The following is a 23,628-nucleotide window of genomic DNA, read 5'->3' as shown; positions in this document are numbered from 1 at the left end:
ACACCCACGACGGAAGGTGAAGCGCGATGAGGGTCATGGCCCAGATGTCGATGGTCATGAACCTCGACAAGTGCATCGGCTGCCACACGTGCTCGGTCACGTGCAAGCAGGCGTGGACGAACCGCACGGGCACCGAGTACGTGTGGTTCAACAACGTCGAGACCCGGCCCGGCCAGGGCTACCCGCGCACGTACGAGGACCAGGAGCGGTGGGAGGGCGGCTGGACGCTCAACCGGCGTGGTCGCCTCCAGCTCAAGGCCGGCGGTCGCCTGAAGAACCTCATGACGGTGTTCTCGAGCCCGAAGATGCCGTCGATCAACGACTACTACGAGCCGTGGACGTACGACTACGAGAACCTGACGAACGCGCCGCTCCAGGAGCACACGCCGGTCGCGCGGCCCAAGTCGCTCATCAGCGGCAAGGACATGAACGTCTCCTGGAGCGCCAACTGGGACGACGACCTGGGTGGGTCGGCGGGCCTCGGCACCAAGGACCCTGTGCTGGTCAAGATGGAGGAGAAGGTCAAGCTCGAGTTCGAGCAGACCTTCATGTTCTACCTGCCGCGCATCTGCGAGCACTGCCTCAACCCGTCGTGCGCCGCGTCGTGCCCCTCGGGTGCGATCTACAAGCGCGCCGAGGACGGCATCGTGCTCGTCGACCAGGACAAGTGCCGTGGGTGGCGCAAGTGCGTGACGGGCTGCCCGTACAAGAAGGTCTACTTCAACCACCGCACGGGCAAGGCCGAGAAGTGCACGTTCTGCTTCCCCCGCATCGAGGTGGGCCTGCCCACCGTGTGCTCGGAGACGTGCGTCGGGCGGCTGCGCTACATCGGGCTGGTCCTGTACGACGCGGACCGCGTGCTGGAGGCCGCGAGCGAGCCCGACGAGACGCGTCTCCTCGAGGCCCAGCGCAGCGTGTTCCTCGACCCGCACGACCCCGTGGTGATGCGTGAGGCCGAGCGTGCGGGCATCCCGCGGGACTGGGTCGAGGCGGCGCAGCGCTCGCCGATCTGGAAGCTGATCAGCGAGTACGAGGTGGCGCTGCCGCTGCACCCGGAGTACCGGACGATGCCGATGGTCTGGTACATCCCGCCGCTGTCCCCGGTCGTCGACGTCGTCACGGAGACGGGGGTGGACGCGGAGGACTCGAGGACGCTGTTCGCGGCCATCGACACGCTGCGCATCCCTGTCGGCTACCTCGCGGAGCTGTTCACGGCGGGCGACCCGGAGCCGGTCACGGCGGTCCTGAAGAAGCTCGCCGCGATGCGGTCCTACATGCGCGACCTGAACATGGGCCGCGACGGCGACCCGTCGATCCCGGCCGCCGTCGGCATGGACGAGGCCACGATGCGGGAGATGTACCGCCTGCTCGCGATCGCCAAGTACGACGAGCGGTACGTGATCCCGAGCGCGCACGCCGAGCAGGCGCACGGGCTCGAGGAGCTCGCGACCGAGTGCAGCCTCGACTACGAGGGCGGCCCGGGCATGGGCGGCTCGGGCCCGTTCGGCGAGGGCTCGGGCCCGGCGTTCAGCGAGCCCATCGCGGTGGAGAACTTCCACATGCTCCAGACGCGCCAGACGACCGACACGGTCGCCGACCCCGCGACGCGCAAGGCGCGCGTCAACCTCCTCAACTGGGACGGCAAGGGCGCGCCGCCGGGGCTCTTCCCGCCGAAGCCGGACGAGGCGAACCTGCGGGAGCCGGCCGGGCCGTCGGGCGAGACGCGGCCGCTCCCGTCGGGTGGGAGCGACGGCGGTCCCACGGGTGCGGGCACGACGCCCGGGCCGGACCCGCAGGTGCGCCCGTGAACCGCGCGGCCAGGCTCGCGGCCGCACGGGTCGCGGCGACGCGCGAGCACGCCGTGGTGCACCGGGTCGCTGCCCTCCTGCTCGAGTACCCGACGGCCGAGACGGTCGCGCTCCTGCCGCAGGTGCGTGCGGCCCTGGCCGAGGTGCGCCCGCAGCTCCGCGACGCACTCGTGCCGGTCGTGGACCACCTGGAGGGCAGGCCTCTGCCCGAGCTCGAGGCCGAGTACGTCGCGACGTTCGACCTCAAGCGTCGGCACGCGCTGTACCTGACGTACTACGCCTACGGCGACACCCGTAAGCGTGGCGTCGCCCTGGTGGAGATGAAGCAGGCGTACCGCGCCGCGGGCTTCGAGCTCGCCGACGACGAGCTGTCCGACCACCTGGGCGTCGTCCTCGAGTTCGCGGCCCTCACGGGCGCGGCCCCGGGGGCCGACGGTGACGGGCGCGCCGCCCGGCACCGGGACGCCGGCGTCCGGCTCCTGCTCGAGCACCGCGCGGGCCTGGAGATCCTCAGGCTGGCGCTGCTCGACGCCGGCTCGCCCTACGCGGGCGTCCTGGTCGCCGTCAGCGCGACCCTTCCGCCGCTCGAGGGCGAGGACCGTGCGGCCGTCGCGCGGCTCGCCGCCGAGGGGCCGCCCGGGGAGGACGTGGGGCTCGAGCCCTTCGCCCCGCCGTCGTACATGCCCGTCGCGGGCGAGCCCGCGGCCCTCGAGGGAGCCCGCCGATGACCACCACGCTCGCCACCATCCTCTGGGTCGTCGTCCCCTACGTGTGCCTCGCGGTCTTCGCGCTCGGCCACGTGTGGCGCTACCGCTACGACAAGTTCGGCTGGACCACGCGGTCCTCGCAGCTCTACGAGAGCCGGCTGCTGCGGTGGGCGAGCCCGCTCTTCCACTTCGGCATCCTCGCCGTGTTCCTGGGGCACGTGATGGGCCTCGGCATCCCCAAGGCGTGGACCGAGGCCGTGGGCATGACCGAGGAGATCTACCACTTCCTCGCCGTGTCGATCGGGGCGGTCGCGGGCGTGTGCACCGTCGTCGGGATGGCGCTCCTCATCTACCGCCGGCGCACGGTGGGCCCGGTCTTCAGCGCCACGACGCGCATGGACAAGGTCATGTACCTCGTGCTCGCCGTGGTCATCGCCCTGGGCATGTGGAACACCGTCGCGGGCTCGATCCTCAACCTGGGCGGCCACTACGACTACCGCGACGGGGTCTCGGTGTGGTTCCGCGGCATCTTCCGCTTCTCGCTCCACCCGGAGCTCATGGCGGCGGCGCCCCTCGGCTTCCAGCTGCACGGCCTCGCGGCGTTCTTCCTCTTCGCGCTCTGGCCGTTCACACGGCTCGTCCACGTGTTCAGCGCACCCGTGGGCTACCTGTGGCGCCCGTACGTCGTGTACCGCTCGCGCTCCGACCGGCTCGGGGCACGGGCGGGCCGGCCCGGCTGGGAGCGGGTCGAACGGCGCCGCGAGCCGGCGGACCGGTGAACGTCCGGCGGTCCGACGGGTTCGCGACCGGGTGACGACCGGGTGAAACCGCTCATGGTCTGCACGCGGTGGGGTGCGCAGGCTTGAGTCCGGTCCCGATGTGCCGATGACAGGTCGAGGACCATGATGACGAGCGAAGCGCGCGAGACCTCAGGCGTGACGACCGGCCTCCTCGTGCGCTACCTGCGCGCCGAGGGTGGTGAGCGGGCCGTCGCTCGCACGCTCGCGCTCGCGCAGGTCGACCTCTCGGCCCACGAGCTCGAGCGGACGACCAGCCGCGTGGACCACCGGACGGTGATCCGGCTGTTCGAGGCCGCGACCGAGGTCATGGGTGACCCACGCACGATGTACCGGGTCGGGGCGAGCGCGCTCGCGCAGGGCGGCCACCACCCGGTCGTCCGCCTGATGCGGGCCGCCGGCTCGCCGCGCCGTGTCATGCAGCAGATGCCCCGCGCGGTCGCCACGTACACCGCGGGCGCCACCCTCGAGCTCCTCGAGCACACGGCCACCTCGGCACGCCTGCGCTACCGCCACCACGAGGGTGTGGAGCACTCACCCCACGACTGCGACTTCACGCAGGGCCTGCTCACGGGGATCCCCGCGGTCTTCGGCCTGCCGCCCGCCCAGGTCGAGCACGCGGAGTGCCAGGCCGACGGGTCGTCCGCGTGCGTGTACGACGTGAGCTGGGCGCGGCCGCGCGCCCGCTGGCTGCGGCGGCCGGACGAGCACGGCACACAGGCGGAGGCGCACGCCCTGCGCGGACAGCTCGAGGAGCTCACGCTCGCGGCGTCGGACCTGGTCAGCAGCGACGACGCGGTGACGGTGCTGCAGCGGCTCGTGGACCGCGCGTCGGCGACGCTCCTGGCGCCTGGCCACCTGCTCGTCGTCGAGGGCCGCGAGGGCGCCGAGCCTCTCGTGCTCAGCGCCGGCCTCTCGCCCGGCACGGTCCGGGAGCTCGCGGGGCGCCTGGGGCGCGGCGAGGACCTGGGCCCCGCGGCGGTCGTCGCGGACGTCGCCTCAAGCAGGGGGCGGCACGGCAGGTTCGCGGTGCTCCACACGGCGCCGCACGAGGGCATGGAGGCAGACCGCGGGCTCGTCGAGGCGTACGCCCGGCACGTGGCGGCCGCCCTCGACGTGCTCTCGGCGCTCGACGTCAGCAGGCGTGAGGCGAGCCGTGCGGCAGCCCTGCTCGACCTGGCGCACGGCCTGGCCACCGTCTCGGAGGCCGACGCCGTCGCCGACGTGCTCGTCGCAGCGGTCCCCGGCATCGTCGGGTGCACGCGGGCGACCGTCATGCTCTGGGACCCGGCGCGCGGCGTCCTGCGGACACGGGCGACCGTGGGGATGGGCGAGTCGCACGTGGCGGCGCTCATGGCCACGGACCTGAGGCCCGACGGCGCGCCGGAGGTCGCGGCGATGCTCGCGCGTCGGGACCCCGCGATCCTCGAGCAAGGCGCCGTGAGCCCGGAGCTCGAGACGCTGTTCGCGGCGACGGGCTCGGTGAGCGTCATCGCCGTCCCGCTCGTGGCGGGCGAGACCTTCATGGGCGTCGTCACGGCGAGCTGGGAGCACCAGGTCGATCCCGTGGCCCGGGACCAGGCTGTCGTGCGGATCACGGGCGTCGCCGACCACGGGAGCATCGCGCTCCAGAACGCGCGCCTGCTCGCGACCGTGCGTCACCAGTCGATGCACGACGCGCTCACGGGGCTGCCGAACCGCGTGCTGTTCACCCAGGAGCTCGACGACGCGCTGCGTGCCGCGGGCCCTGACGCGGGCACCGCGATCCTGTTCTGCGACCTCGACCGGTTCAAGACCGTCAACGACCGGCTGGGTCACGCGGCGGGGGACGAGCTGCTGCGCCAGGCCGCGGCCCGCCTGCGGACCGAGCTGCGCCCGCAGGACGCGATCGGCCGGCTGGGCGGCGACGAGTTCGCCGTGCGCGTGACCGATGTGGACGAGCAGGCTGCGGTCGCGGTCGCGATGCGCCTGGTGGAGGCGCTCGACCAGCCGTTCCGCATCGACGGCACGGACGTGCGGATCACGGTGAGCGTCGGCGTCGCCGTCCACCACGGGCCGGACGGCCGCGGCGCGCGCATGCTCGCGGCGGCGGACGCCGCGATGTACGAGGCCAAGGAGCGCGGCCGCGACCAGGTCGCGGTGGCGGGCGAGGTCGCGGGCAGGCTCGTGGTTCCCTCGCTCGAGGCGGAGCTGGGGCGCGCAGCGCAGTCCGGCCAGCTCAGGCTCTTCTACCAGCCGGTCGTCGACGTGTCCGCACCGGCGAGCGGACGCTCGGGCGTCGTCGGCGCCGAGGCGCTGCTGCGCTGGGCCCACCCGCGGCTGGGACTGCTCGCGCCGGCCGCGTTCCTGCCGCTCGCCGAGGAGTCGGGCCTGGTCACCGGGCTCGACCTGTGGGCCATCACGGCGGCGTGCTCGGCGATGGCGAGCTGGCCCGACGGGGAGAACAGCCCGCTGCGCGTCGCGGTGAACCTGGCGAGCGCGACCCTGCTTGACGAGCGTCTGCTGCCGACAGTGCGCGCCGCGCTCAAGGACAACGGCCTCGCGGCGGAGCGGCTGCACCTCGAGGTGGTCGAGAGCCGCTCGCTCGTGGACCTGCCGGGCGTCATCGAGCGGCTGGTGGAGCTGCGCCGCCTCGGCATCCGGATCTCGCTCGACGACTTCGGGACCGGCTACTCGACGCTGACCTGGCTCCAGTCGTTGCCGGTGGACCAGATCAAGATCGACCGGAGCTTCATCATGCACCTGCCGGGCGACGGCGCGTCGGTCGCCGTGGTGCGTGGTGTCATGGCGCTCGCGCGCGAGCTGGGCATCGAGGTCATCGCGGAGGGTGTCGAGGAGCCCGAGCAGCTCGCGCTGCTCGAGGAGCTCGGGTGCGAGATGGTCCAGGGCTACCTCCTGGGCCGGCCGCGGCCCGCGCTCGACATGGCCGCCACGGAGCGGCTCGCGGAGCTGCGCGGCTGATCAGAGGGAATGGAACGGGGCTCGACGGCGCTACAGTGGTTGAAGCGTCAACAATTGAGGAGCCCCGATGCCAGCCGCCCTGCCCACGTCGTCCCTTCCGTCCGCCCCGGCCGTGCCGTCGGCGCCGTCGGTGCTGTCGACCGAACGCCGTCCGGCCGACCTGCTCGCGCCGGACATCGCCATGGGCCCTGTGACCCTCCACGTCGCCGACCTCGACGCGATGACGGCCTGGTACCGCGACGTCATCACGCTGCGCGTCCTTGCCGCCCAGGGCCCCGTCGTGACGCTCGGCCGCGGGTCGACGCCCCTCGTGGTCCTGCGGCACGGCCCCGACCTCGCCGCCACGAGCCCCGACGCCGCGGGCCTGTTCCACACGGCGATCCTCTTCGAGAGCCCCGCCGCGCTCGCGGGAGCGCTCGCCTCCGTCGCACGGCACGGGGGAGGCGGCTACACGGGCAGCGCCGACCACCTGGTCAGCCTCGCGTTCTACCTGACGGACCCCGAGGGGAACGGCGTCGAGCTGTACGTCGACCGCCCGCGCTCGGCATGGCAGTGGGACGGCGCGCAGGTCCGGATGGCGACCCTGCCGCTCGACCCGCAGGCGTTCATCCGCACCCACCTCACGCCCGAGGCGGCCGACGCCCCCGCGGACGCGGACGCCGTCGTCGGGCACGTCCACCTCCAGGTCGGTGACATCCCGACCGCCCGGCAGTTCTACGTGGACGCCGTCGGCCTCACGCCCACGTTCGAGATGCCCAGCGCCCTGTTCGTCTCCGCCGGCGGGTACCACCACCACGTGGCGGTCAACACGTGGCGGAGCGCTCGCGCGGCGCGCCGGGCGGTGACGCTCGGCCTCGGCGAGCTGAGCGTCGAGCTCCCGACGGGCGACGACCTGGGCCGCCTCGTCGAACGCCTGGGTGCACGCGCCGTCGCGGTGCGCGACGACGGCGCCTCGGTCGCGTTCGAGGACCCGTGGGGCAACGTCGTCCGTGCCCGCGCGGGCGCCGCGGCGGCTGTCACGGCGACCGTCGCGGCGCAGGCACCCTGACGGCTCAGGGACCCGCGTGCTTGTCGAGGAACGCGTACACCTCGGCCTCGTCGACGCCCGGGAACGTCCCGCTGGGCAGCGGCGCGAGGACGTGCGCGTGCACGGCGGCGCTCGGCCACGCGTTGGGCTCCCAGCGCTCCGTCAGCGACGTGTCGGGCGCGCGGCAGCATGACGGGTCCGGGCACGCCGAGCGCGTGCGCATCTGCGTCTCCCGGCCCCGGAACCACTTGGCCGACGCGAAGGGCACGCCCACGCTGATCGAGAAGCCGCCGCCCGACGACGTCCCGGTCTGGGTCGAGTCCCAGAACGTCCCCGCCGGCGTGTCCGTGTACTGGTGGTACTCGGTCGTGCGGTCGCGCCGCATGAAGGCCTGGCGTGCCGGCCACTGCCGGCACACGAGCTGGCCCTCGATCGCGCCCGTGCCGTCCGCCGGGAACGCGATGCCGTCGTTCTCGTAGCCCTTGTACAGGGCGCCGTCGTCACCGACACGGAGGAAGTGCAGGCGGATGCCGAGGTGCTCGGTGAGCAGGTTCGTCATGCGCTGCGCGGCCGTCTCGTGCGTCACGCCGAACGCGTCGCGGAAGTCCTCGACCGCGAGGTCACGGCTCTTCTTCGCGTCGCTGAGGAACGTGACGGCCGTCGACCGGGGGAGCAGGCAGGCCGCAGCGAAGTAGTTGATCTCGATCCGCTGGCGCAGGAAGTCCGCGTAGCTGCGGGGGCGCTCGTGACCGAGCACGCGGTGGGCGATCGCCTGGAGGGCGAGCGAGCGCAGGCCGTGCCCGCCCGGGATCGAGGCCGGCGGCAGGTAGATGCGCCCGTTCGCGAGGTCGGTGACGGTCCGCGTCGAGTGCGGCAGGTCCTCGACGTGGATGAGCGTGAAGCCCAGGTGCTCGGCCATGCGCGCGACGCTGCGGTGCGTGAGGGCGCCCGACGTGTAGCCGCCCGTGCGCAGCGTCTGCTCCGCTGCCGCCTCGATCTCGGGCAGGTAGTTGTCGCGCTCGCGCATCCACCGCCGCAGGGCGGTCGTCGCGCGCCGGGCCTCCTCGGGCGTCGCGATCGCCGCGTCGGTGCGGCGCGCGAGCTCGGTGTGCAGCCCGACGAGCGCTTCCAGGGCCTCGGTCGGCAGCGTGCGGCTCGCGCGCACCGTCGGCAGGCCGAGCGACGCGTACACGGGGGAGCGCTGCGCGCGCTCGAGCGCGATCTCGAGGGCCGCGCGTCGCGACGGCGGCTCGGCCGTGAGGAGGTCGGGCACGCCGACGCCGAGCGCCGTGGCGATGGTCTGGAGCAGCGAGATGCGTGGCTCGCGGTGCCCGTTCTCGATCAGGGAGAGCTGGCTCGAGGTGACCCCCACCTGCGCGCCGAGCTGGTCGAGCGTCAGGGACCTGGCCGTGCGGAAGTGCCGGATGCGCCGGCCGAGCGTCAGGAGGTCCTCCCCGAGCGCGGGCGTCGGCTCCGCGGCGTCGGGCAGCGCGATGACGGCATGACGGGAGCGGGTGTCCGGGCGCCCCGCGTGCCCCGGGTGCCCGGGCGCGACGGGGGGCTGGGTGGCTGCCATGGGCATGACGGTAGCGAAAGATCGGCGATTCTTGCCAGCCCCTAGTGGTTGAAGCGGCGCACGTTCCGCGGGAGGTTGGAAACACCACCGGGGACCACGGCTCGACGTGGTCGACAGAGAGAGGGCCACGATGACCGACCTCCAGGAGCACGTGCTCACCGCGACCGCCGGACCGGCCGGCGCGCCGCCCACGCGGCACGCGGGGCTGCTCGGGTGGGTCCGGCAGATGGCCGCACTCACGCAGCCCGACGCGATCGTGTGGTGTGACGGCTCGCGGAGCGAGTACGACGCGCTGTGCGACCTCCTCGTGGACCAGGGGACCTTCGTGCGGCTCGACCCGCAGCGTCGACCGCGCAGCTTCCTCGCCCGTTCCACGCCCGACGACGTCGCGCGCGTCGAGAGCCGCACCTTCATCTGCTCCGAGGACGAGGCCGACGCGGGCCCCACGAACAACTGGCGCGAGCCCCGCGCGATGCGGGCCGAGCTCCGCGAGGTGTTCGCCGGGTCGATGCGCGGGCGGACCATGTACGTGGTGCCGTTCGCCATGGGCCCGGTCGGCTCGCCGCTCGCGCAGTACGGCGTCGAGCTCACGGACTCGCCCTACGTCGTCGTGAGCATGCACATCATGACGCGCGTGGGCACGGCGGTGCTCGAGCACCTGGGCACCGACGGCGCGTTCGTCCCCGCCCTGCACAGCGTCGGCATGCCGCTGGTCGACGACGCCGGCCGTCGCGTCGAGGACGTCGCCTGGCCGTGCAGCGAGACCAAGTACATCGTCCACTTCCCGGAGAGCCGTGAGATCTGGTCGTACGGCTCGGGCTACGGGGGCAACGCACTGCTGGGGAAGAAGTGCTTCGCCCTGCGCATCGCCTCCGTCATGGCGCGCGACGAGGGGTGGCTCGCCGAGCACATGCTCATCCTGCGGCTCACGTCGCCCGAGCAGCGCGTGTTCCACGTCGTCGCCGCCTTCCCGTCGGCGTGCGGGAAGACGAACCTCGCGATGCTCGACCCCACGCTGCCGGGGTGGCGTGCCGAGACCCTGGGCGACGACATCGCCTGGATGGCACCGGGCTCCGACGGCCGGCTGCGGGCCATCAACGCGGAGGCCGGGTTCTTCGGCGTCGCGCCGGGCACGGGCGAGTCCACCAACCCCACGGCCGTGCGCATGGTCGCGAGCGACACCATCTTCACGAACGTCGCGCTCACCGACGACGGGGACGTGTGGTGGGAGGGGCTCACCGACGCGGTCCCCGAGCACCTGACCGACTGGCAGGGGAACGACTGGACGCCCGGCAGCGGGCGGCCCGCGGCGCACCCCAACTCCCGCTTCACGGTCTCCGCGCACCACTGCCCGACGATCGCCGACAGCTGGCAGGACCCCGAGGGCGTGCCGATCGACGCGATCCTCTTCGGCGGACGTCGCGCCACGAACGTGCCGCTCGTGACGGAGGCCAAGGACTGGACGCACGGCGTGTTCCTCGGCGCGACCGTGTCCTCGGAGCAGACCGCAGCCGCCGAGGGCACGGTCGGTGACCTGCGCCGGGACCCGTTCGCGATGCTGCCGTTCTGCGGCTACAACATGGCCGACTACTGGTCCCACTGGCTCGAGATGGGGCGACGACTCGGCCCGCAGGCGCCACGCGTCTTCTGCGTCAACTGGTTCCGCAAGGGCGCCGACGGCCGGTTCCTGTGGCCGGGGTTCCGCGAGAACTCGCGCGTGCTCGAGTGGGTGCTCCGCCGCGTCGAGGGCAGCGCGCAGGCCGTCACGACGCCCGTCGGGCTGCTGCCCGCCCCCGGGTCGCTCGCGCTCCACGGCCTCGCGCTCCCCGAGCAGGACCTCGCCGAGCTGCTGCGGGTGGACCCGGCCACGTGGCTCGCCGAGTGCGACCTGACGCAGGAGTGGTTCGCGACCTTCGGCGACCGGCTGCCGCCCGAGATGACCGCACAGCTCGACGCCGTGCGGGCCGCGCTCGAGGAGAGCCGGGCGGCGCAGGACTGACGACGGCGCGCGACGGGCGCCCGGTGCGGTCGGTCCTCAGCGACCGCCCGGGTGCCCGTCGTCGGTGCTCCGCGCGTCGGCCTCGTGCGCCTCCATCGCGCGCTCGGCCTGGTGCGCCTCCATCGCGCGCTCGGCCTCGATCTGCTCGCGGCGCGTGGCGTGCTGCGAGAGAGACACGGGCAGGACGAACCAGGTCAGCACCAGGAACGTCAGGAGTCCTCCGGAGGTCGCGAGCGCCGCGGTGCGCCCGATCACGACGTCGAACACGAGCAGGACGACCCCGCTCACGACGAGCGAGAGGAACACGAGCCCGACGCGCATGAACCGGTCCGCGCCCGCGACGAGCGCGGACTTCGCGTGGCGCCGGAACAGCCACCGGTGCAGGCTCACCGGCGCGACCATGAGCCCCGTGGTCACCGCCGCGAGGACGACGAGCACCAGGTAGATGGTGCGCTGCTCGTCCGTGAGCTCGGTGAACCGCTGCTGGAAGGGGACGGTCAGGAGGAAGCCGGTGAGGATCTGGATGCCCGTCTGGGTGACGCGCAGCTCCTGGAGGATCTCGTTCCAGTTGCGGTCCAGCCTCTCGACGGGCGTCTCGCGGCGTCCGTCAGGTCCGGGCTCGGCGAAGCTGCGGTGACCGGCGCCGCGCCGCCCGGCGTCGCTGCCGACGTGCTCGTCGGTGGGGGAGTCAGTGCCCGAGTCCATGGCCACATCGTGGCGGACATGATGCGCCCCCGCTCGCCGACGGCGAGCGGGGGCGGAGCGGTGCACGTCTCACCCGCACAAGGTGTGGCGGTCACCACCGGCCCGGGGGCCGGGGTCGGCGCTCTCGCGACGACGCTGAAGACTTGGTGAAACCGTAACCTCGGCGTGACCATTGCGCACCCCCAACGACGAAATCCGTCGTACCCGGGATCACGGCGATGACCGTTCACCCATGACAGGAACGGTTCGTCTCACACAGCGAGAGCGGCGTGGCCCGCTCTGCGGCCACGGGCGGGACACATGCCGAGAAGACCGCGCAGCAGGAGGCGGTTCAGAGGTAACGCGTCGGGTCGAACTCGTCCAGGGAGATGATCCGCAGGCGCGGCAGCCGCACGTTGAACGCCGCGACGTCCGACTCGAGGTCGAAGATCTGGAGCCCGCCCTCGGTGAGCTGCTGGAGCGCGGTGCTCGTGAACTCTTTGAAGGCCAGCATGCCGACCTGCCGGCCGGGCCCCAGGAGCGCCGCGAGGTGCGGGGCGAAGTCCCCGTCGTGGCTCGCGAGCAGGACGTCACCGCTGCGGTCCGCGAGCGCGTCGAGCGTGCGCTGGATGCCGATGTCGACGACCTTCTCGTGGACCGAGCCAGCCAGGGGGATCGGCTGGAACCCGATCGCCATGAGCGCCTGCACGAACCCCATGGGCATCGTGCCGTTCGAGGCGTTGAGGAAGAAGAGGCCCTTGACGTCGTCGGCCCCCCACACGGACCTCGCGAAGTCGAGGACCCGCTCCCAGCGGGGACGCTCCTCGGGCGCGGGTCGTGCGCCGAGAATCGAGCCGCCCAGCGTCGCGTCGATGTTCTCGCCGTCGACCAGGACGTAGGTCGTGCGGCGCGCGATGGTCGGCTCGGCGGCCTCGGCGGTGGTCACCGTCGCAGCCTACGGCGCGGTCCCGGCCGGGCAGGACGACGCGCCGCGGGTCAGCGCGTGTCGAGGCGCGCGAGGCCGCACCGTGCAGGCCCCTCGAGCCGCGCACCGTCCGCCGCGAAGCGTGAGCCGTGCAAGGGGCAGTCCCAGGACATCTCCGCGTCGTTCCACCTCAGCACGCCCCCGAGGTGCGGGCAGACGGCGCTGACGGTGCGCACGGTGCCGTCGACGCGTGAGACCCCGACGGGCCGCAGCCCGGCCCGGCCCACGACGCCGCCGCCCTCGGGGACCTGCGCCGGGTCCGGTGCGACGTCCCGCAGGGCCCCGAACCACCCGGTCGCACCCTCCTGCACGACATGCGCGTTGAAGGTCGCCGTGTCAGGCACCTGCGTCGCGGCGTCCCCGCGCCACGGGTCCCAGCTCGCGGCCCACGCGGCGGGCCGCTCGGTGAGCGCGCCCGCGAGCGCGAGCGCGGCCGCCGTCCCCGCCGTCATGCCCCACTTGGCGAAGCCGGTCGCGACCCAGAGGTCGTGCGACCACGGCTCCAGGCGGCCGACGAAGGGCAGGCCGTCCGTCGTGCGGTAGTCCTGGGCGGCCCAGCGGTGCGTCACCTCTGTCGCGCCGAGGTGCTCGGCCGCCCAACGCTCGAGGTCGGCGACGCGTGCGGCGTTGTCCTGCGCGCGGCCGACCGGGTGCCCGTTGCCGCCCACGACGACGCGGTCCTCGCCGGCCGGGCGGATCGACCGGGTCGGCGAGTCGGCCGAGAGGTACATCCCGGCGGGCCGTTCGCCCGGCACCCGGACCGCGATGCAGTACGACCGCTGGGGCTCGAGCCGTGCGAAGAAGCCGCCGCGGTCGAGGACGGGGCTCCCGGTCGCCACGACGACGTGGCCGGCGCGCACGCGGGCGCGCCCCTGGGCGGTCGAGCACGTGAGCTCGCGCGGCGTCCCCGTGCCGACGCGGTCGACCCGGGTCCCGACGTGCACGCGCGCGCCGGCCGCGAGCGCCTGCGCGACGAGCACCTCGAGGTAGGCCTGCGGGTCGACCTGGAGCTGGTCGGCCAGCCGCAGGGCCCCCGTGGTGCCGAAGGGCAGGTCGGCGGAGCTCAGGAGCTCCCCGGGGATGCCGGCGGCGGCCATCACGCCCGCCTCGTCCGCGAGCGCGGCGCGCCCGGACGGCGACGTCGCGTACGTGACGGCTGCGAGCACGTCGTGCGTCGCGCCCGTCGCCTCGCACAGGTCTCGCACGTACTGCTGGCCCGTCGCGCACGCCTGGACGTACAGGCGGACGGTCGCGGGCTCGTGCCGCGCGGCGAGCGAGGACAGGTGCGTGCCCTGCTGGAGGGTCACCTTCGCGCTCGAGCCCCCCGTGGTGCCCGCGCCCACGTGGCGGGCCTCGAGCACCACGACGGACCTGCCCGCACGCGCGAGCTCGAGGGCGGTCGTGAGCCCGACCAGTCCCGCGCCGACGACCGCGACGTCGCACGTCACGTCGCCGCTCAACGGGACGAGCTGCGGCGTGGGTGCCGTGCGCGGGGTGTCACGCCACAGCGGGTGGTCGGTGCGTCCGGTCGTCATGCCCCCAGCGTTGCCCGGCCCCCGGCCCGGCGCATCCTGAACCGGGATCGCGGGCCGGGCCCCGGCCCGAGGTCAGGCCCAGCCCGCGAGGGACCCCGTCAGCCGTGCGTCACGGGTACAGGCCGCGCGTCTTGTGGGCCATCGCGACGCGCTGCACGCTCAGCAGGAGCGCGGCGTCGCGCAGCGCGACCTTCTCGCGGCGGGCGACCTGGGCGACCGCGTCGTACGCGTGGATCATGCGCTCCTCGAGGCGCTGCTCGATCTCCGCCTCCGTCCACCAGTAGGCCTGCTGGGCCTGCACCCACTCGAAGTAGGACACGATCACGCCACCCGCGTTCGCGAGGATGTCGGGCACGACGACGACGCCGCGCTCGGCGAGCAGCGCGTCCGCGCGGGCCGTCGTCGGCCCGTTCGCCGCCTCGACCACCCACCGGGCCTTGACCTGGTCGGCGTTCACGTCGGTGATCACGCCCTCGACCGCGGCCGGGACCAGCACGTCGACGTCGAGCGTGAGCAGGTCCGCGTTGTCCATGGGCTCGGACCCCGCGAAGCCGACGACCGAGCCCGTCTCGCGCACGTGGGCCAGCAGCCGCGGCACGTCGAGCCCGCCGCTGCGGTACACGCCCCCGTACTGGTCGGAGACGGCCTCGACGCGTGCGCCGGCGTCGCCGAAGAAGTCCGCGGCGTGCGAGCCGACCTTGCCGAAACCCTGGACGGCGACACGCACGTCGGCGAGGGAGAGCCCCTGCTCGCCGATCGCGGCACGGGTCGCGTGGACCACGCCGCGGGAGGTCGCGGTGGCCCGGCCGAGCGACCCGCCGACCTCGAGCGGCTTGCCCGTGACGACGCCGGGGATCGTGTACCCCTGGTTGACCGAGTACGTGTCCATGACCCAGGCCATCGTCTGGTCGTCGGTCCCGATGTCGGGCGCCATGATGTCCCGCTCCGGCCCGATGATCGGCATGATCTCACTCGTGTAGCGGCGCGTGACACGCTCGAGCTCGGCCTGGGAGTAGTTGCGCGGGTCGATCGCGACGCCGCCCTTGGCGCCGCCGTAGGGCAGCTCGACGACGGCGCACTTCCACGTCATCCACATGGCCAGGGCGCGCACCTCGTCGACGTCGACCGACGGGTGGTACCGCAGGCCGCCCTTGCCGGGGCCCCGCGAGACGTTGTGCTGCACCCGGAAGCCGTGGAAGAGCTCCGTCGAGCCGTCGTCGCGGCGCAGCGGGATCGCGACGTTGACCTCCCGTCGCGGGGTCGCGAGCATCGCGTGCATCCCGGCGTCGTAGCCCAGGCGCTCGATCGCCCCGGCGAGCTGCGACTGCGCCGTCGCGAGCGGGCCGGCGTGTGTCGGTCGGGCCAGGTCCGGCGCGTTCGCCGGGACCCCGGCGGCCGGGGGTGCGGGCGTGGCGTCGTCGGTCGAGGGCGACGGGTCGTCGGTCGAGGGCGACGGGGTGGTCGTCTGGGCCATGCGGATCGAGCCTCCTGGTGTGCGGCTGCAGGCAGGGGCCTCGTGGCGGGTACGTCGTCGGCCCCTCGGACACTCTCCCACCTCCGCCGCCCGGTGCCAGCGGTGGGTGCCGCCCGGCGGGTCCGGGACCTCAGCCGACGAACTCGAAGTGCCAGTACTCGGGGTTGCTGCCGCCCTGGCGCGCCCAGTCGGGTGCGACCCACCCGTGCTCGGGGCCGTGCGTCACGAGCCACTCGTAGCGCGCCGAGCCGAACGAGTACGCCGCCCACTCCCACGTGTCGATCGCGGTGCCGGTGCCGTGGTTGGACGTGCCGGGCCGGGCCGCCACGCTCCCGTACGCCTCGCGCATCTCGACCTGGTCCTCGTAGGACCGGTAGCTCAGGTCCACGGCGATGTTCTCGGAGAACTCCGCGCGGAACGCCTCGTTGAGGCGGGTCAGCGCCGCGGCAGCGTCGGACCGCAGCCACTGCTGGTTGCCCTGCGAGTCGGTGCACCAGCCCAGGGGCGTCATCTGTGAGGCGGGGATGCGGCCGTTGCTGCCGTCGCCGCCCGTGCCCGGGGTGGACGTGTAGAACGTGGGCCCCTCGTTCTTGGGCGGCTCGTAGGAGCCCGGGCCGCCGCAGTCCGGCCCGGCGCCGGTGCTCGGTGGCCCGCCGAGTGCGGGCTCCTGCGCCTCCCGGCGTGCGGCCTCCTGGCGCGCGGCCTCCTGCTGCGCCGCGAGCGCGTCCTGCTCGGCCTGCCAGGCCAGCTGTGCGGCGGTCACGGCAGCGGTCGCCGCGGTCATCGCCGCCACCGCGTCCCGCAGGTCCTCGGGCGAGGACGGCGCCAGGTCCGCGGCGTCGGTCGCGGAGCCGCCCGTCGAGGTGGCGGTGGGTGCCGCCGAGCCCTCTGCGGGCTCCGGGAGCATCGTGCGCACCGCGTCGATCGCCGCGCCCAGGGCGTCCCGCACGGACTCGTCGGCGACGCGACCGAGCGAGTCCGCGAGCGTCGCGTCGGCGGCCGTGAGGTGGGGCGTCGCCTCCTCGACGGCGGCGGTCCACTCCTGCGCGAGCGCCTCGGCCGCCTCGGCCTGCGCCTCCTCCTGCGCGCGCAGCTCCCGCTCGGCCGCCTCGGCCTCGGCGGCAGCCGTCGCCTCGTCGCGTGCCTCCTGGGCCTGCACGGCGCGGACCTGGACGGCGACGAGGCCACCCGCGGACAGCCCTACGGCGACCGCGGCCCCGAGGGCCACGGCCCGACGCGTCACCCGCGGGAACCGACTCGGCACCGCAGCAGTCTCGCCAACAGCCGCGACCCTGTCGACCGCTGGCGGCCGTCGACGCTCAGTGCGCGCCGGCGAGCCCGTCGATGCGCGCGACCTCCTCGTCGGTCAACGTGAAGCCGAGCACGTCGAGGTTCGCCTCGATCCGCTCGGGCGTGACCGACTTGGGGATCACCACGACCCGGTGCTGCAGGTGCCAGCGCAGCACCACCTGCTGCACGCTCACGCCGTGGTCGCGGGCGACCTCGGCGAGCACCGGGTCCGACGTGTCGGTGCGCTTGAACGGGCTGTAGCCCTCGAGGGCCACCCCGCGCTGCGCGTGGCCGGCCACGAGCGCCGGGTCGTGGTCACGCGGGCTCCAGGGGATCTGGTTGATCGCGGGGGCCTCGCCCGTCGCGGCGACGAGCTCGTCGATCTGGTCGAGCGAGTAGTTGCTCACGCCGATCGCCCGGACCAGGCCCTCGTCGCGCAGCTCACGGAACGCCTGCCAGGTGCTCGGCGTCGCCTGCGCGTTCGGCGGCCAGTGGACGAGCCACAGGTCGAGGTGGTCGGTGCCCAGCAGGCGCAGGCTGTTCTCGAGCGTCTCGCGCTCGCGCCCCGCGGCGTCGGGCGGCAGCTTGCTCGTGACGAACACGTCGGCGCGGTCGACGCGCGAGGCGGCGATTCCCCGGCCCACCTGGTCCTCGTTGCCGTACCCGGTCGCGGTGTCGACGTGCCGGTAGCCGACGTCCAGCGCGTGCCGGACCGCTCGGTAGGCGTCGTCGCCGTCGGACTGCCACGTGCCCAGGCCCAGGAGCGGGACGGGCACGTCGCCCGCGGGGGTGCGCAGGTCGAGCGTGGGCATGGTCTCGTGGGGCCGGTCGGCGGCGGTCGCTCCGGCGGTGCTGGTGGGCACGCCGGCGGGCATGCTGGTGGGGGGCGTCGACATGAGGCCCAGTCTGCGGGACCTGCGGCCCAGGCGCACCCGGGTGGTCGGGGGTGAGGCTTGACCATGGCCGGGGCGCCGCCCCGTTGTCCAGGAGGTGGTCCCATGTTCGTCCTCGTCGCCGTGGCCTCACGGCACGGCTCGACCCGCGAGATCGGTGACGTCGTCGCGGAGGTGCTCCGCGGGGACGGCTTCGAGGCCGTGGTGATGGACCCTGACGACGTCGAGGACCTCACGGCGTACGACGCCGTCGTGCTCGGCTCGTCCGTCTACGTCGGGCGCTGGGCCGCCTCGGCGCGTGCGCTCGTGGACCGCCTCGCCGGTGGGCCCGCGGACCGTCCCATCTGGCTGTTCTCGTCGGGCCCCGTCGGCAACCCGCCCGCGCCCGGTGGCGACCCCGAGGAGGTCCCCGCGCTCCTGACGCGGCTCGGCGCCCGCGGGCACCGGACGTTCGCCGGGCGCCTCGACAAGGGCGGTCTCGCGCTCGCGGAGCGCGCGGTCGTCTCGCTCGTCCAGGCGCAGCAGGGCGACTTCCGGGTGTGGAAGGACGTCGAGGACTGGGCCGCGTCGATCGCGCACGACCTGCACGCCGAGGAGATCCGGCGCCTGCGGTTCGTGCGCTGACGGCTCACCCCAGCAGCAGAGCCGCGGCGACCACCCCGCAGCCGAGGAGACCGAGCACCGGGACGAGCCGCCTCGCCGCGCCGGGGAGCGTCAGCGCCGCGGCGTGCGCGATGCCGTAGTACACGAGGACGGCCGCCGACGAGAGGGCGATTGCCCGGTCGAGCTCGACGACGAGGATCCCCACGACGACGGCGGCCCCGATCGCGACCTGTGCGCGGACGGGGCGCCCGCCGTGACCCCGCCCGCCGTGGCCCCGGCCGTCGAGGCGCGCGAGCGAGCGCGGCAGGACGCCGTCGCGCGCCATGGCCAGCGACGTCCGCGACAGTCCGAGGAGCACACCGAGGCCTGAGGCGAGCGCGGCGACGCCCGCGACCAGCGCGACGGGCACCGCCCACGCCGGCCCGCCGACGACCTCGACGGCGTCCGCGACCGGGCGCCCGGACGCGGCGACGCCCGCGAGGCCCAGCACGTGCAGCACGGCGGCGCCCACGGCCGCGTAGGTGACCAGCACGATGCCGAGCGCGACGGCGATCGCCCGTGGGAGCGTGCGCCGAGGATCGCGCACCTCCTCGCCGAGGGTCGCGATGCGGGCGTAGCCGGCGAAGGCGAAGAACAGGATGCCGGCCCCCATCAGGACGCCCCGTGCGTCCCACGCCTGCGCGGCCGCGCTGCCCGCGGCGCCCGTCGTCCCCGGGCCCGTCAGGGCGTCCGGGGAGGCGAGCGCTCCGCGGAGCGTCGCCACGAGACCGTCGGTCGCCCCGCCCGACGTGAGCGCCACGACCACGACGGTCGCCAGGGCCAGCAGCACCAGCGCGACGACCACGCGCGTGACCCGCGCGCTGCGCTCCACGCCGGCGCACGCGAGGGCGGTCAGGGCGACGACGGCCGCGACGCCCACGGCCCGGGCGTGCTCCGGCCACACGTACGCGCCGACGGTCGTGGCGATCGCACCGGCGCTGACGGTCTTGCCGACCAGGAACGCGACGCCTGCGGCCGTCCCCCAGGCGGGCGAGAGGCGGGCGCGGCCGTAGGCGTACGCGCCGCCCGACGTGGGCAGCAGCGCCGCGAGGCGCGCCGTGGAGTCGGCGTTCGCCCAGGCGATCGCCGCGGCGAGGACGAGGGCCCAGGGCAGGCCGGCACCCGCGGCGCCCGCCGCGGGGCCGAAGGCCACGAAGACGCCGGCGCCGAGCATCGCGCCGAGGCCGATCGTGACGGCGTCGCCCAACCCGAGGGTGCGTGCCAGGCGGGCGTCGGCGGGGTCCTGGTCGGGCGGGCGCACGCGGTCAGCCTGCCACGGCCACGGTGAGGATTCCGGCCACGGCCCTCGCCGCGCTGACGGTCGCGGCCACGGACGCGGGCGGGGTCAGGCGGACTCGCGTACGACGACCTCGGCGCTGAAGATGCGCGGCTCGACGCTCGTGGCGCGCCGCGCGATCTGCTCGAGGAGGAGCTCGCCCGCCACCCGGCTCATCTCGACCACGGGGTTGGCCATCGTGGTCAGGGGCGGGTTGGTCGACGCCGCGACGCCCAGGTCGTCGAAGCCGATGACCCGGACGTCCTGCGGAACCCGCCGCCCGTGGCGTGCCAGCACGCCCAGTGCGCCCGACGCCATGAGGTCGGACGCAGCGAAGAGCCCGTCGACGTCCGGGTGGGCGGCGAGCAGCTGCTCGGTGGCCGCCGCCCCGCTGGCGGCCGTGAAGTCGCCGCGCACCATCGCGGTGTCCGACAGGTGCGCGTCCTGGAGCGCCTGACGCCACCCGGCGAGGCGGTCGACGCCGGCCGCCATGTCGAGCGGACCGGCGATCGTCGCGATGCGGCGGCAGCCCGTCGCGATGAGGTGCTCCGTCGCGCGACGGCCACCGAGGTAGTTGTTCACGTCGACGTACTGGACGGGCCGCGGCGTGGTCCACGGGCGTCCGACGAACACGCAGGGCAGGCGGGACTGCGCGAGCACGGACTCGAGCGCGTCGTCGCGGTGGTGGGAGACGATCACGGCGCCGTCGACGTGCCCGTTGCGCAGGTAGCGCGTGGTCCGGTGCGCCTCGTCCCCTCGCCGCGCGATGAGCAGGATGAGCTGGATCTCCGTCTCCGCGAGGGCTGCGCTGAGCCCCTGCAGGGTCCCGGCGAAGTACGGGTCGTTGAGCACCTTCTCGTCGGGCTCGGGCACGACGAGCGCGATCGAGTCGGTGCGGCGCGTGACGAGGGTCCGGGCCGCACGGTTGGGCGTGTAGCCCAGCTCGGCGACGGCCGCGTCCACGGCCGCCTGGGCCTCCGGACTGACCTTGAGCCCTCCGTTGATGGCGCGCGACGCCGTGGACCGGGAGACCCCGGCGAGGTCGGCGACCTCCTCGAGCGTGGGGGCGTGCGGCAGGTTGGCCGGTCGCTCGGGCCCGTCCTGCGTCATCGGGCCCCTCTCCGTCTCACTCGTGCGGGCGTGCCCGGTCTCTGCGCCGGTGCATGAGAGCGATCCCACCGGGGAGCAGTCTCGTGCTCGCACGGGGACGTGTCAACACGGGTCCGGCGGGGCCGCGACGCGCGTGGTCGCGCGGTCCGCGGGCCCTGCCGCTACGCCTCGAGCCAGGCCTTGCCGACGCGCTCCTCGGCGGCCACGGCGTCGCGGACGGCCGTCGCCGTCGCGTCCTCGACGGCCGCGGCGAAGAGGGGCAGCGACGCCTTGAGCTCGCCGTCGAGGTGGTGCACGGTCGTCCCGTCGGGCTCGGTCACGAGGCGCATGGTGCCCGTCAGCCGCACGGGCGCACCCGTGATCTCGACCACGACGGTGCCGTGCCGGCCGCCGGGCTCCGGAGCCTCCCACGCCTCGACCTGGCGGACCTCGAGGCTCGAGCCCACGAGCGAGCGGAACTGCGCGGGGATGCCCGTCGTCGGCATCTGGCGTCGCGTCGTGACCGTGAACGCGCCCTCGGCCTCGCCGACGACGTCGACCTGCTGGCTCAGCGCTCCCGAGGCACGGACCTTGGCGGCCACGAACTCCTCGTCCGCGAGCATCGCGACGACGCGCGGGAGGTCGGCTGCGTATCGAGCCTGGGCGGACAGGTGCACCGATGCCTCCGGGATGTGGACGGTGGACTGAGGCTAACAACTCCGCGCGCTCCTGCACCTAGGCTTTCGAGCGTGTCCACCCTCAGCGACCTGGTCTCCCGCCACTCCGACCTCGGCCCCGCCGACGTCGAGTGGCTGCACCTCCTCGTCGGCGACTGGCAGCTGATCTCGGACCTCGCGTTCGCGGACCTCGTCCTGTGGCTGCCGACCCGCACGGGCGACTACGTCGCCGTGGCGCAGGCGCGCCCGTCGACGGGTGCCACCGTCCACTACGACGACATCGTCGGCAGCAGCGCCCCCGACGGCCAGCGGCCCCAGCTCGAGCGCGCGCTCGACGAGGTGCGCATCCAGCGCTCGCGCGAGCCGCGGTGGTTCGGCACCTACGCGGTGCGTGAGGAGGCCGTGCCCGTGGTCCACGGCGGGCGTCCGATCGCCGTGGTCGCGCGACAGACGAACCTGGGCGGCGCCCGGACGCCGAGCCGGCTCGAGCTCAACTACGTCGAGTCCGCGGACGACCTCGTCGCCATGATCTCCCGTGGCGAGTTCCCGTCGCCCAACGCGCCGACGGGTCCGCGGCGCGGTGCGCCACGCGTCGGCGACGGGCTCATCCGGCTCAACTCCGAGGGCGAGGTGCTGTACGCGAGCCCGAACGCCCTGAGCTGCTTCCACCGCTTCGGCGTCCTGGGGTCGCTCGTCGGGCGCTCGCTCGCCGAGGTGACCACGGAGCTCCTCGAGGAGAGCACGACGATGGACGAGTCGCTGCCGCTCGTCGTCATGGGCAGGGCGCCGTGGCGCACGGACGTCGAGGCTCGCGGCGTGTGCCTGTCGCTGCGCGCGGTCCCGCTCACCGAGCACGGGCAGCGCGTGGGTGCGGTGCTCCTGTGCCGGGACGTCTCGGAGCTCCGGCGCCGGGAGCGCGAGCTCATCACCAAGGACGCGACCATCCGGGAGATCCACCACCGGGTCAAGAACAACCTGCAGACGGTCGCGGCGCTGCTCCGCCTTCAGGCGCGGCGGATGACGTCGGCCGAGGCGCGGGAGGCGCTCTTCGAGGCGATGCGTCGCGTGACGACGATCGCCCAGGTCCACGAGACGCTGTCCCAGGCGCTCGACGAGACCGTCGACTTCGACACACTGGTCGACCGGAGCCTGCGCCTCGCCGCGGACGTCGCCTCGGCCGGCGCCTCGGTCCGCACCGTGCGCACGGGGACGTTCGGCATGGTCCCGGCGGAGGACGCGACGGCCCTCGCGCTGGTCCTGACCGAGCTGGTCACGAACGCGGTCGAGCACGGGTTCGCCGGCGGCCGGACGGGGACGGTCGAGATCATCGCCGAGCGCACGGGCTCGCACCTGCGCTCGGTCGTGGCCGACGACGGCGTGGGCCTGCCGGCCGACGCGACGGGGCCCATGACCGGCCTGGGCACGCAGATCGTGGGGACCCTGATCCGCAACGAGCTCCGCGGCCGCATCGACTGGACGGCCCGGCCGGGCGGTGGGACGCAGGTCGTGCTGGAGGTCGACCTGCGCGAGCGCAAGCTGGGCCGCGACGGCGTGTGACGTCGGCGGACCGAGCCCACGGGCCGGTCGGGGCGGCAGGTCGCGGGTTCGGCCGCCGTGCGCCGACGCGGGTCGGGCCGACGGTGCGCACCTCGGCCTGAGCTGCTCCGGACGTGCGACGACCCCGGGCCGCTGCGCGCGGGCCCGGGGTCGTCGGGGTCTGGCTGGCCTCCGTGCGGAGGCGGGGTGGGTCAGCCGGCGCGGCGGGCGCGGGCCGTGCGGCGCTTGAGGGCGCGGCGCTCGTCCTCGGAGAGGCCGCCCCAGACGCCGGCGTCCTGGCCGGACTCGAGCGCCCACTTCAGGCACGTGTCGACGACGGGACAGCGACGGCAGACGGCCTTCGCCTCATCGATCTGCTGCAGGGCGGGCCCGGTGTTCCCGATCGGGAAGAACAGCTCCGGGTCCTCGTCCAGGCAGGCAGCGCGGTGGCGCCAATCCATCAGGCATCTCCTCAGGGCACGCGGTTAGCCAGCCCCGATCAGGGGCAAGGGCTAATGGGGGGTCGTGCGAACGTCCTATGACTGAAACAAGCGTCACATGCGGACTGCAGGTGCACAAGGGGTAACGGGAAGGTTTCAGCCACATCACAGGTGAGGCGTTGGTCACACCGATTCCATGGACAGCAGGCCGCTTCACGAGTATTGCGCGGAC

Annotated in this window: 19 protein-coding genes; 8 read left to right on the top strand and 11 right to left on the bottom strand. The window is 74.1% G+C overall.

Annotated features, from left to right (window positions below; translation table 11 throughout):
- The first annotated feature begins 26 nt into the window (after positions 1-26).
- The 5 genes from narH (at position 27) to FZ988_RS17320 (ending at position 7,321) form a co-directional block, all read left to right on the top strand.
- Positions 27-1,808: a nitrate reductase subunit beta gene (gene narH, locus FZ988_RS17340; RefSeq protein ID WP_149205293.1), complete on the top strand. Its 1,782-nt coding sequence runs from the start codon at positions 27-29 to the stop codon at positions 1,806-1,808.
- A complete protein-coding gene (gene narJ, locus FZ988_RS17335; RefSeq protein ID WP_223145178.1) occupies positions 1,805-2,536 on the top strand; it encodes a nitrate reductase molybdenum cofactor assembly chaperone in 732 nt (243 codons plus the stop codon). Before narH ends, narJ begins: the two co-directional genes overlap by 4 nt.
- Positions 2,533-3,294, top strand: a complete 762-nt coding sequence (gene narI, locus FZ988_RS17330) for a respiratory nitrate reductase subunit gamma (RefSeq protein WP_149205292.1) — start codon at positions 2,533-2,535, stop codon at positions 3,292-3,294. Before narJ ends, narI begins: the two co-directional genes overlap by 4 nt.
- Before the next feature lie 123 nt (positions 3,295-3,417).
- Positions 3,418-6,273: an EAL domain-containing protein gene (locus FZ988_RS17325; protein ID WP_188079165.1), complete on the top strand. Its 2,856-nt coding sequence runs from the start codon at positions 3,418-3,420 to the stop codon at positions 6,271-6,273.
- A gap of 181 nt (positions 6,274-6,454) precedes the next feature.
- Complete coding sequence (locus tag FZ988_RS17320) at positions 6,455-7,321, top strand: VOC family protein (RefSeq protein WP_149205338.1); 867 nt, start codon at positions 6,455-6,457, stop codon at positions 7,319-7,321.
- 4 nt (positions 7,322-7,325) lie between these two features.
- Here the strand turns inward: FZ988_RS17320 and FZ988_RS17315 are convergent, their stop codons facing one another.
- A complete protein-coding gene (locus FZ988_RS17315) occupies positions 7,326-8,876 on the bottom strand; it encodes a helix-turn-helix transcriptional regulator (RefSeq protein ID WP_149205291.1) in 1,551 nt (516 codons plus the stop codon).
- 130 nt (positions 8,877-9,006) lie between these two features.
- Here FZ988_RS17315 and FZ988_RS17310 point away from each other — a divergent pair, with 130 nt between their 5' ends.
- Positions 9,007-10,875 carry a phosphoenolpyruvate carboxykinase (GTP) gene (locus tag FZ988_RS17310; RefSeq protein WP_149205290.1) on the top strand — a complete coding sequence of 623 codons (1,869 nt, stop codon included), beginning with the start codon at positions 9,007-9,009 and terminating at the stop codon, positions 10,873-10,875.
- 36 nt (positions 10,876-10,911) lie between these two features.
- On the opposite strand, the gene FZ988_RS19220 is transcribed toward FZ988_RS17310, so the two are convergent.
- The 6 genes from FZ988_RS19220 to FZ988_RS17280 all read right to left on the bottom strand — a co-directional run bounded on the left by FZ988_RS19220 (position 10,912) and on the right by FZ988_RS17280 (position 17,739).
- The gene (locus tag FZ988_RS19220) at positions 10,912-11,580 is read right to left on the bottom strand and encodes a DUF6328 family protein (RefSeq protein ID WP_188079164.1); all 669 of its coding nucleotides are present in this window, start codon (positions 11,578-11,580) and stop codon (positions 10,912-10,914) included.
- Positions 11,581-11,911: 331 nt separating this feature from the next.
- Complete coding sequence (locus FZ988_RS17300) at positions 11,912-12,505, bottom strand: NYN domain-containing protein (RefSeq protein ID WP_246169598.1); 594 nt, start codon at positions 12,503-12,505, stop codon at positions 11,912-11,914.
- Between the two features lie 50 nt (positions 12,506-12,555).
- On the bottom strand, positions 12,556-14,079 hold the full coding sequence (locus tag FZ988_RS17295; RefSeq protein ID WP_149205289.1) for an FAD-dependent oxidoreductase: 1,524 nt from the start codon (positions 14,077-14,079) through the stop codon (positions 12,556-12,558).
- A gap of 109 nt (positions 14,080-14,188) precedes the next feature.
- On the bottom strand, positions 14,189-15,553 hold the full coding sequence (locus FZ988_RS17290) for a Glu/Leu/Phe/Val family dehydrogenase (RefSeq protein ID WP_149205288.1): 1,365 nt from the start codon (positions 15,551-15,553) through the stop codon (positions 14,189-14,191).
- A 130-nt stretch (positions 15,554-15,683) separates the two neighbouring features.
- Entirely contained in the window at positions 15,684-16,817 is a 1,134-nt protein-coding gene (locus tag FZ988_RS17285; protein ID WP_149205287.1) for a M15 family metallopeptidase, read from the bottom strand.
- 55 nt (positions 16,818-16,872) lie between these two features.
- Positions 16,873-17,739 (bottom strand): aldo/keto reductase, encoded by an 867-nt coding sequence (locus FZ988_RS17280; RefSeq protein WP_246169597.1) that lies wholly within the window; start codon positions 17,737-17,739, stop codon positions 16,873-16,875.
- Positions 17,740-17,841: 102 nt separating this feature from the next.
- Between FZ988_RS17280 and FZ988_RS17275 the strand changes: the two genes are divergently transcribed.
- Positions 17,842-18,360 carry a flavodoxin domain-containing protein gene (locus FZ988_RS17275; protein WP_149205286.1) on the top strand — a complete coding sequence of 173 codons (519 nt, stop codon included), beginning with the start codon at positions 17,842-17,844 and terminating at the stop codon, positions 18,358-18,360.
- A 4-nt stretch (positions 18,361-18,364) separates the two neighbouring features.
- On the opposite strand, the gene FZ988_RS17270 is transcribed toward FZ988_RS17275, so the two are convergent.
- The 3 genes from FZ988_RS17270 to FZ988_RS17260 all read right to left on the bottom strand — a co-directional run bounded on the left by FZ988_RS17270 (position 18,365) and on the right by FZ988_RS17260 (position 21,420).
- Positions 18,365-19,639 (bottom strand): APC family permease, encoded by a 1,275-nt coding sequence (locus FZ988_RS17270; protein ID WP_149205285.1) that lies wholly within the window; start codon positions 19,637-19,639, stop codon positions 18,365-18,367.
- A gap of 84 nt (positions 19,640-19,723) precedes the next feature.
- Complete coding sequence (locus FZ988_RS17265) at positions 19,724-20,764, bottom strand: LacI family DNA-binding transcriptional regulator (protein ID WP_149205284.1); 1,041 nt, start codon at positions 20,762-20,764, stop codon at positions 19,724-19,726.
- A 161-nt stretch (positions 20,765-20,925) separates the two neighbouring features.
- Positions 20,926-21,420: a DUF2505 domain-containing protein gene (locus FZ988_RS17260; protein ID WP_246169596.1), complete on the bottom strand. Its 495-nt coding sequence runs from the start codon at positions 21,418-21,420 to the stop codon at positions 20,926-20,928.
- A gap of 72 nt (positions 21,421-21,492) precedes the next feature.
- Here FZ988_RS17260 and FZ988_RS17255 point away from each other — a divergent pair, with 72 nt between their 5' ends.
- Complete coding sequence (locus FZ988_RS17255; RefSeq protein WP_149205283.1) at positions 21,493-22,977, top strand: sensor histidine kinase; 1,485 nt, start codon at positions 21,493-21,495, stop codon at positions 22,975-22,977.
- 191 nt (positions 22,978-23,168) lie between these two features.
- Here FZ988_RS17255 and FZ988_RS17250 read toward each other — a convergent pair whose 3' ends face one another.
- Positions 23,169-23,417 (bottom strand): WhiB family transcriptional regulator, encoded by a 249-nt coding sequence (locus tag FZ988_RS17250; RefSeq protein ID WP_149205282.1) that lies wholly within the window; start codon positions 23,415-23,417, stop codon positions 23,169-23,171.
- Positions 23,418-23,628 lie beyond the last annotated feature (211 nt).

This window comes from Actinotalea subterranea, assembly GCF_008364845.1.
GTDB lineage: Bacteria > Actinomycetota > Actinomycetes > Actinomycetales > Cellulomonadaceae > Actinotalea > Actinotalea subterranea.
Note: the sequence above shows the minus strand (reverse complement) of the source record. Positions and strands in the feature narration are given on the sequence as shown.

Coding starts and splice junctions, on each gene's coding strand:
- narH (WP_149205293.1), top strand. CDS start 27: ATGAGGGTCATGGCCCAGATGTCGATGGTCATGAACCTCGACAAGTGC.
- narI (WP_149205292.1), top strand. CDS start 2,533: ATGACCACCACGCTCGCCACCATCCTCTGGGTCGTCGTCCCCTACGTG.
- FZ988_RS17325 (WP_188079165.1), top strand. CDS start 3,418: ATGATGACGAGCGAAGCGCGCGAGACCTCAGGCGTGACGACCGGCCTC.
- FZ988_RS17320 (WP_149205338.1), top strand. CDS start 6,455: ATGGGCCCTGTGACCCTCCACGTCGCCGACCTCGACGCGATGACGGCC.
- FZ988_RS17315 (WP_149205291.1), bottom strand. CDS start 8,876: ATGGCAGCCACCCAGCCCCCCGTCGCGCCCGGGCACCCGGGGCACGCG.
- FZ988_RS17310 (WP_149205290.1), top strand. CDS start 9,007: ATGACCGACCTCCAGGAGCACGTGCTCACCGCGACCGCCGGACCGGCC.
- FZ988_RS19220 (WP_188079164.1), bottom strand. CDS start 11,580: ATGGACTCGGGCACTGACTCCCCCACCGACGAGCACGTCGGCAGCGAC.
- FZ988_RS17295 (WP_149205289.1), bottom strand. CDS start 14,079: ATGACGACCGGACGCACCGACCACCCGCTGTGGCGTGACACCCCGCGC.
- FZ988_RS17290 (WP_149205288.1), bottom strand. CDS start 15,553: ATGGCCCAGACGACCACCCCGTCGCCCTCGACCGACGACCCGTCGCCC.
- FZ988_RS17280 (WP_246169597.1), bottom strand. CDS start 17,739: ATGTCGACGCCCCCCACCAGCATGCCCGCCGGCGTGCCCACCAGCACC.
- FZ988_RS17275 (WP_149205286.1), top strand. CDS start 17,842: ATGTTCGTCCTCGTCGCCGTGGCCTCACGGCACGGCTCGACCCGCGAG.
- FZ988_RS17265 (WP_149205284.1), bottom strand. CDS start 20,764: ATGACGCAGGACGGGCCCGAGCGACCGGCCAACCTGCCGCACGCCCCC.
- FZ988_RS17250 (WP_149205282.1), bottom strand. CDS start 23,417: ATGGATTGGCGCCACCGCGCTGCCTGCCTGGACGAGGACCCGGAGCTG.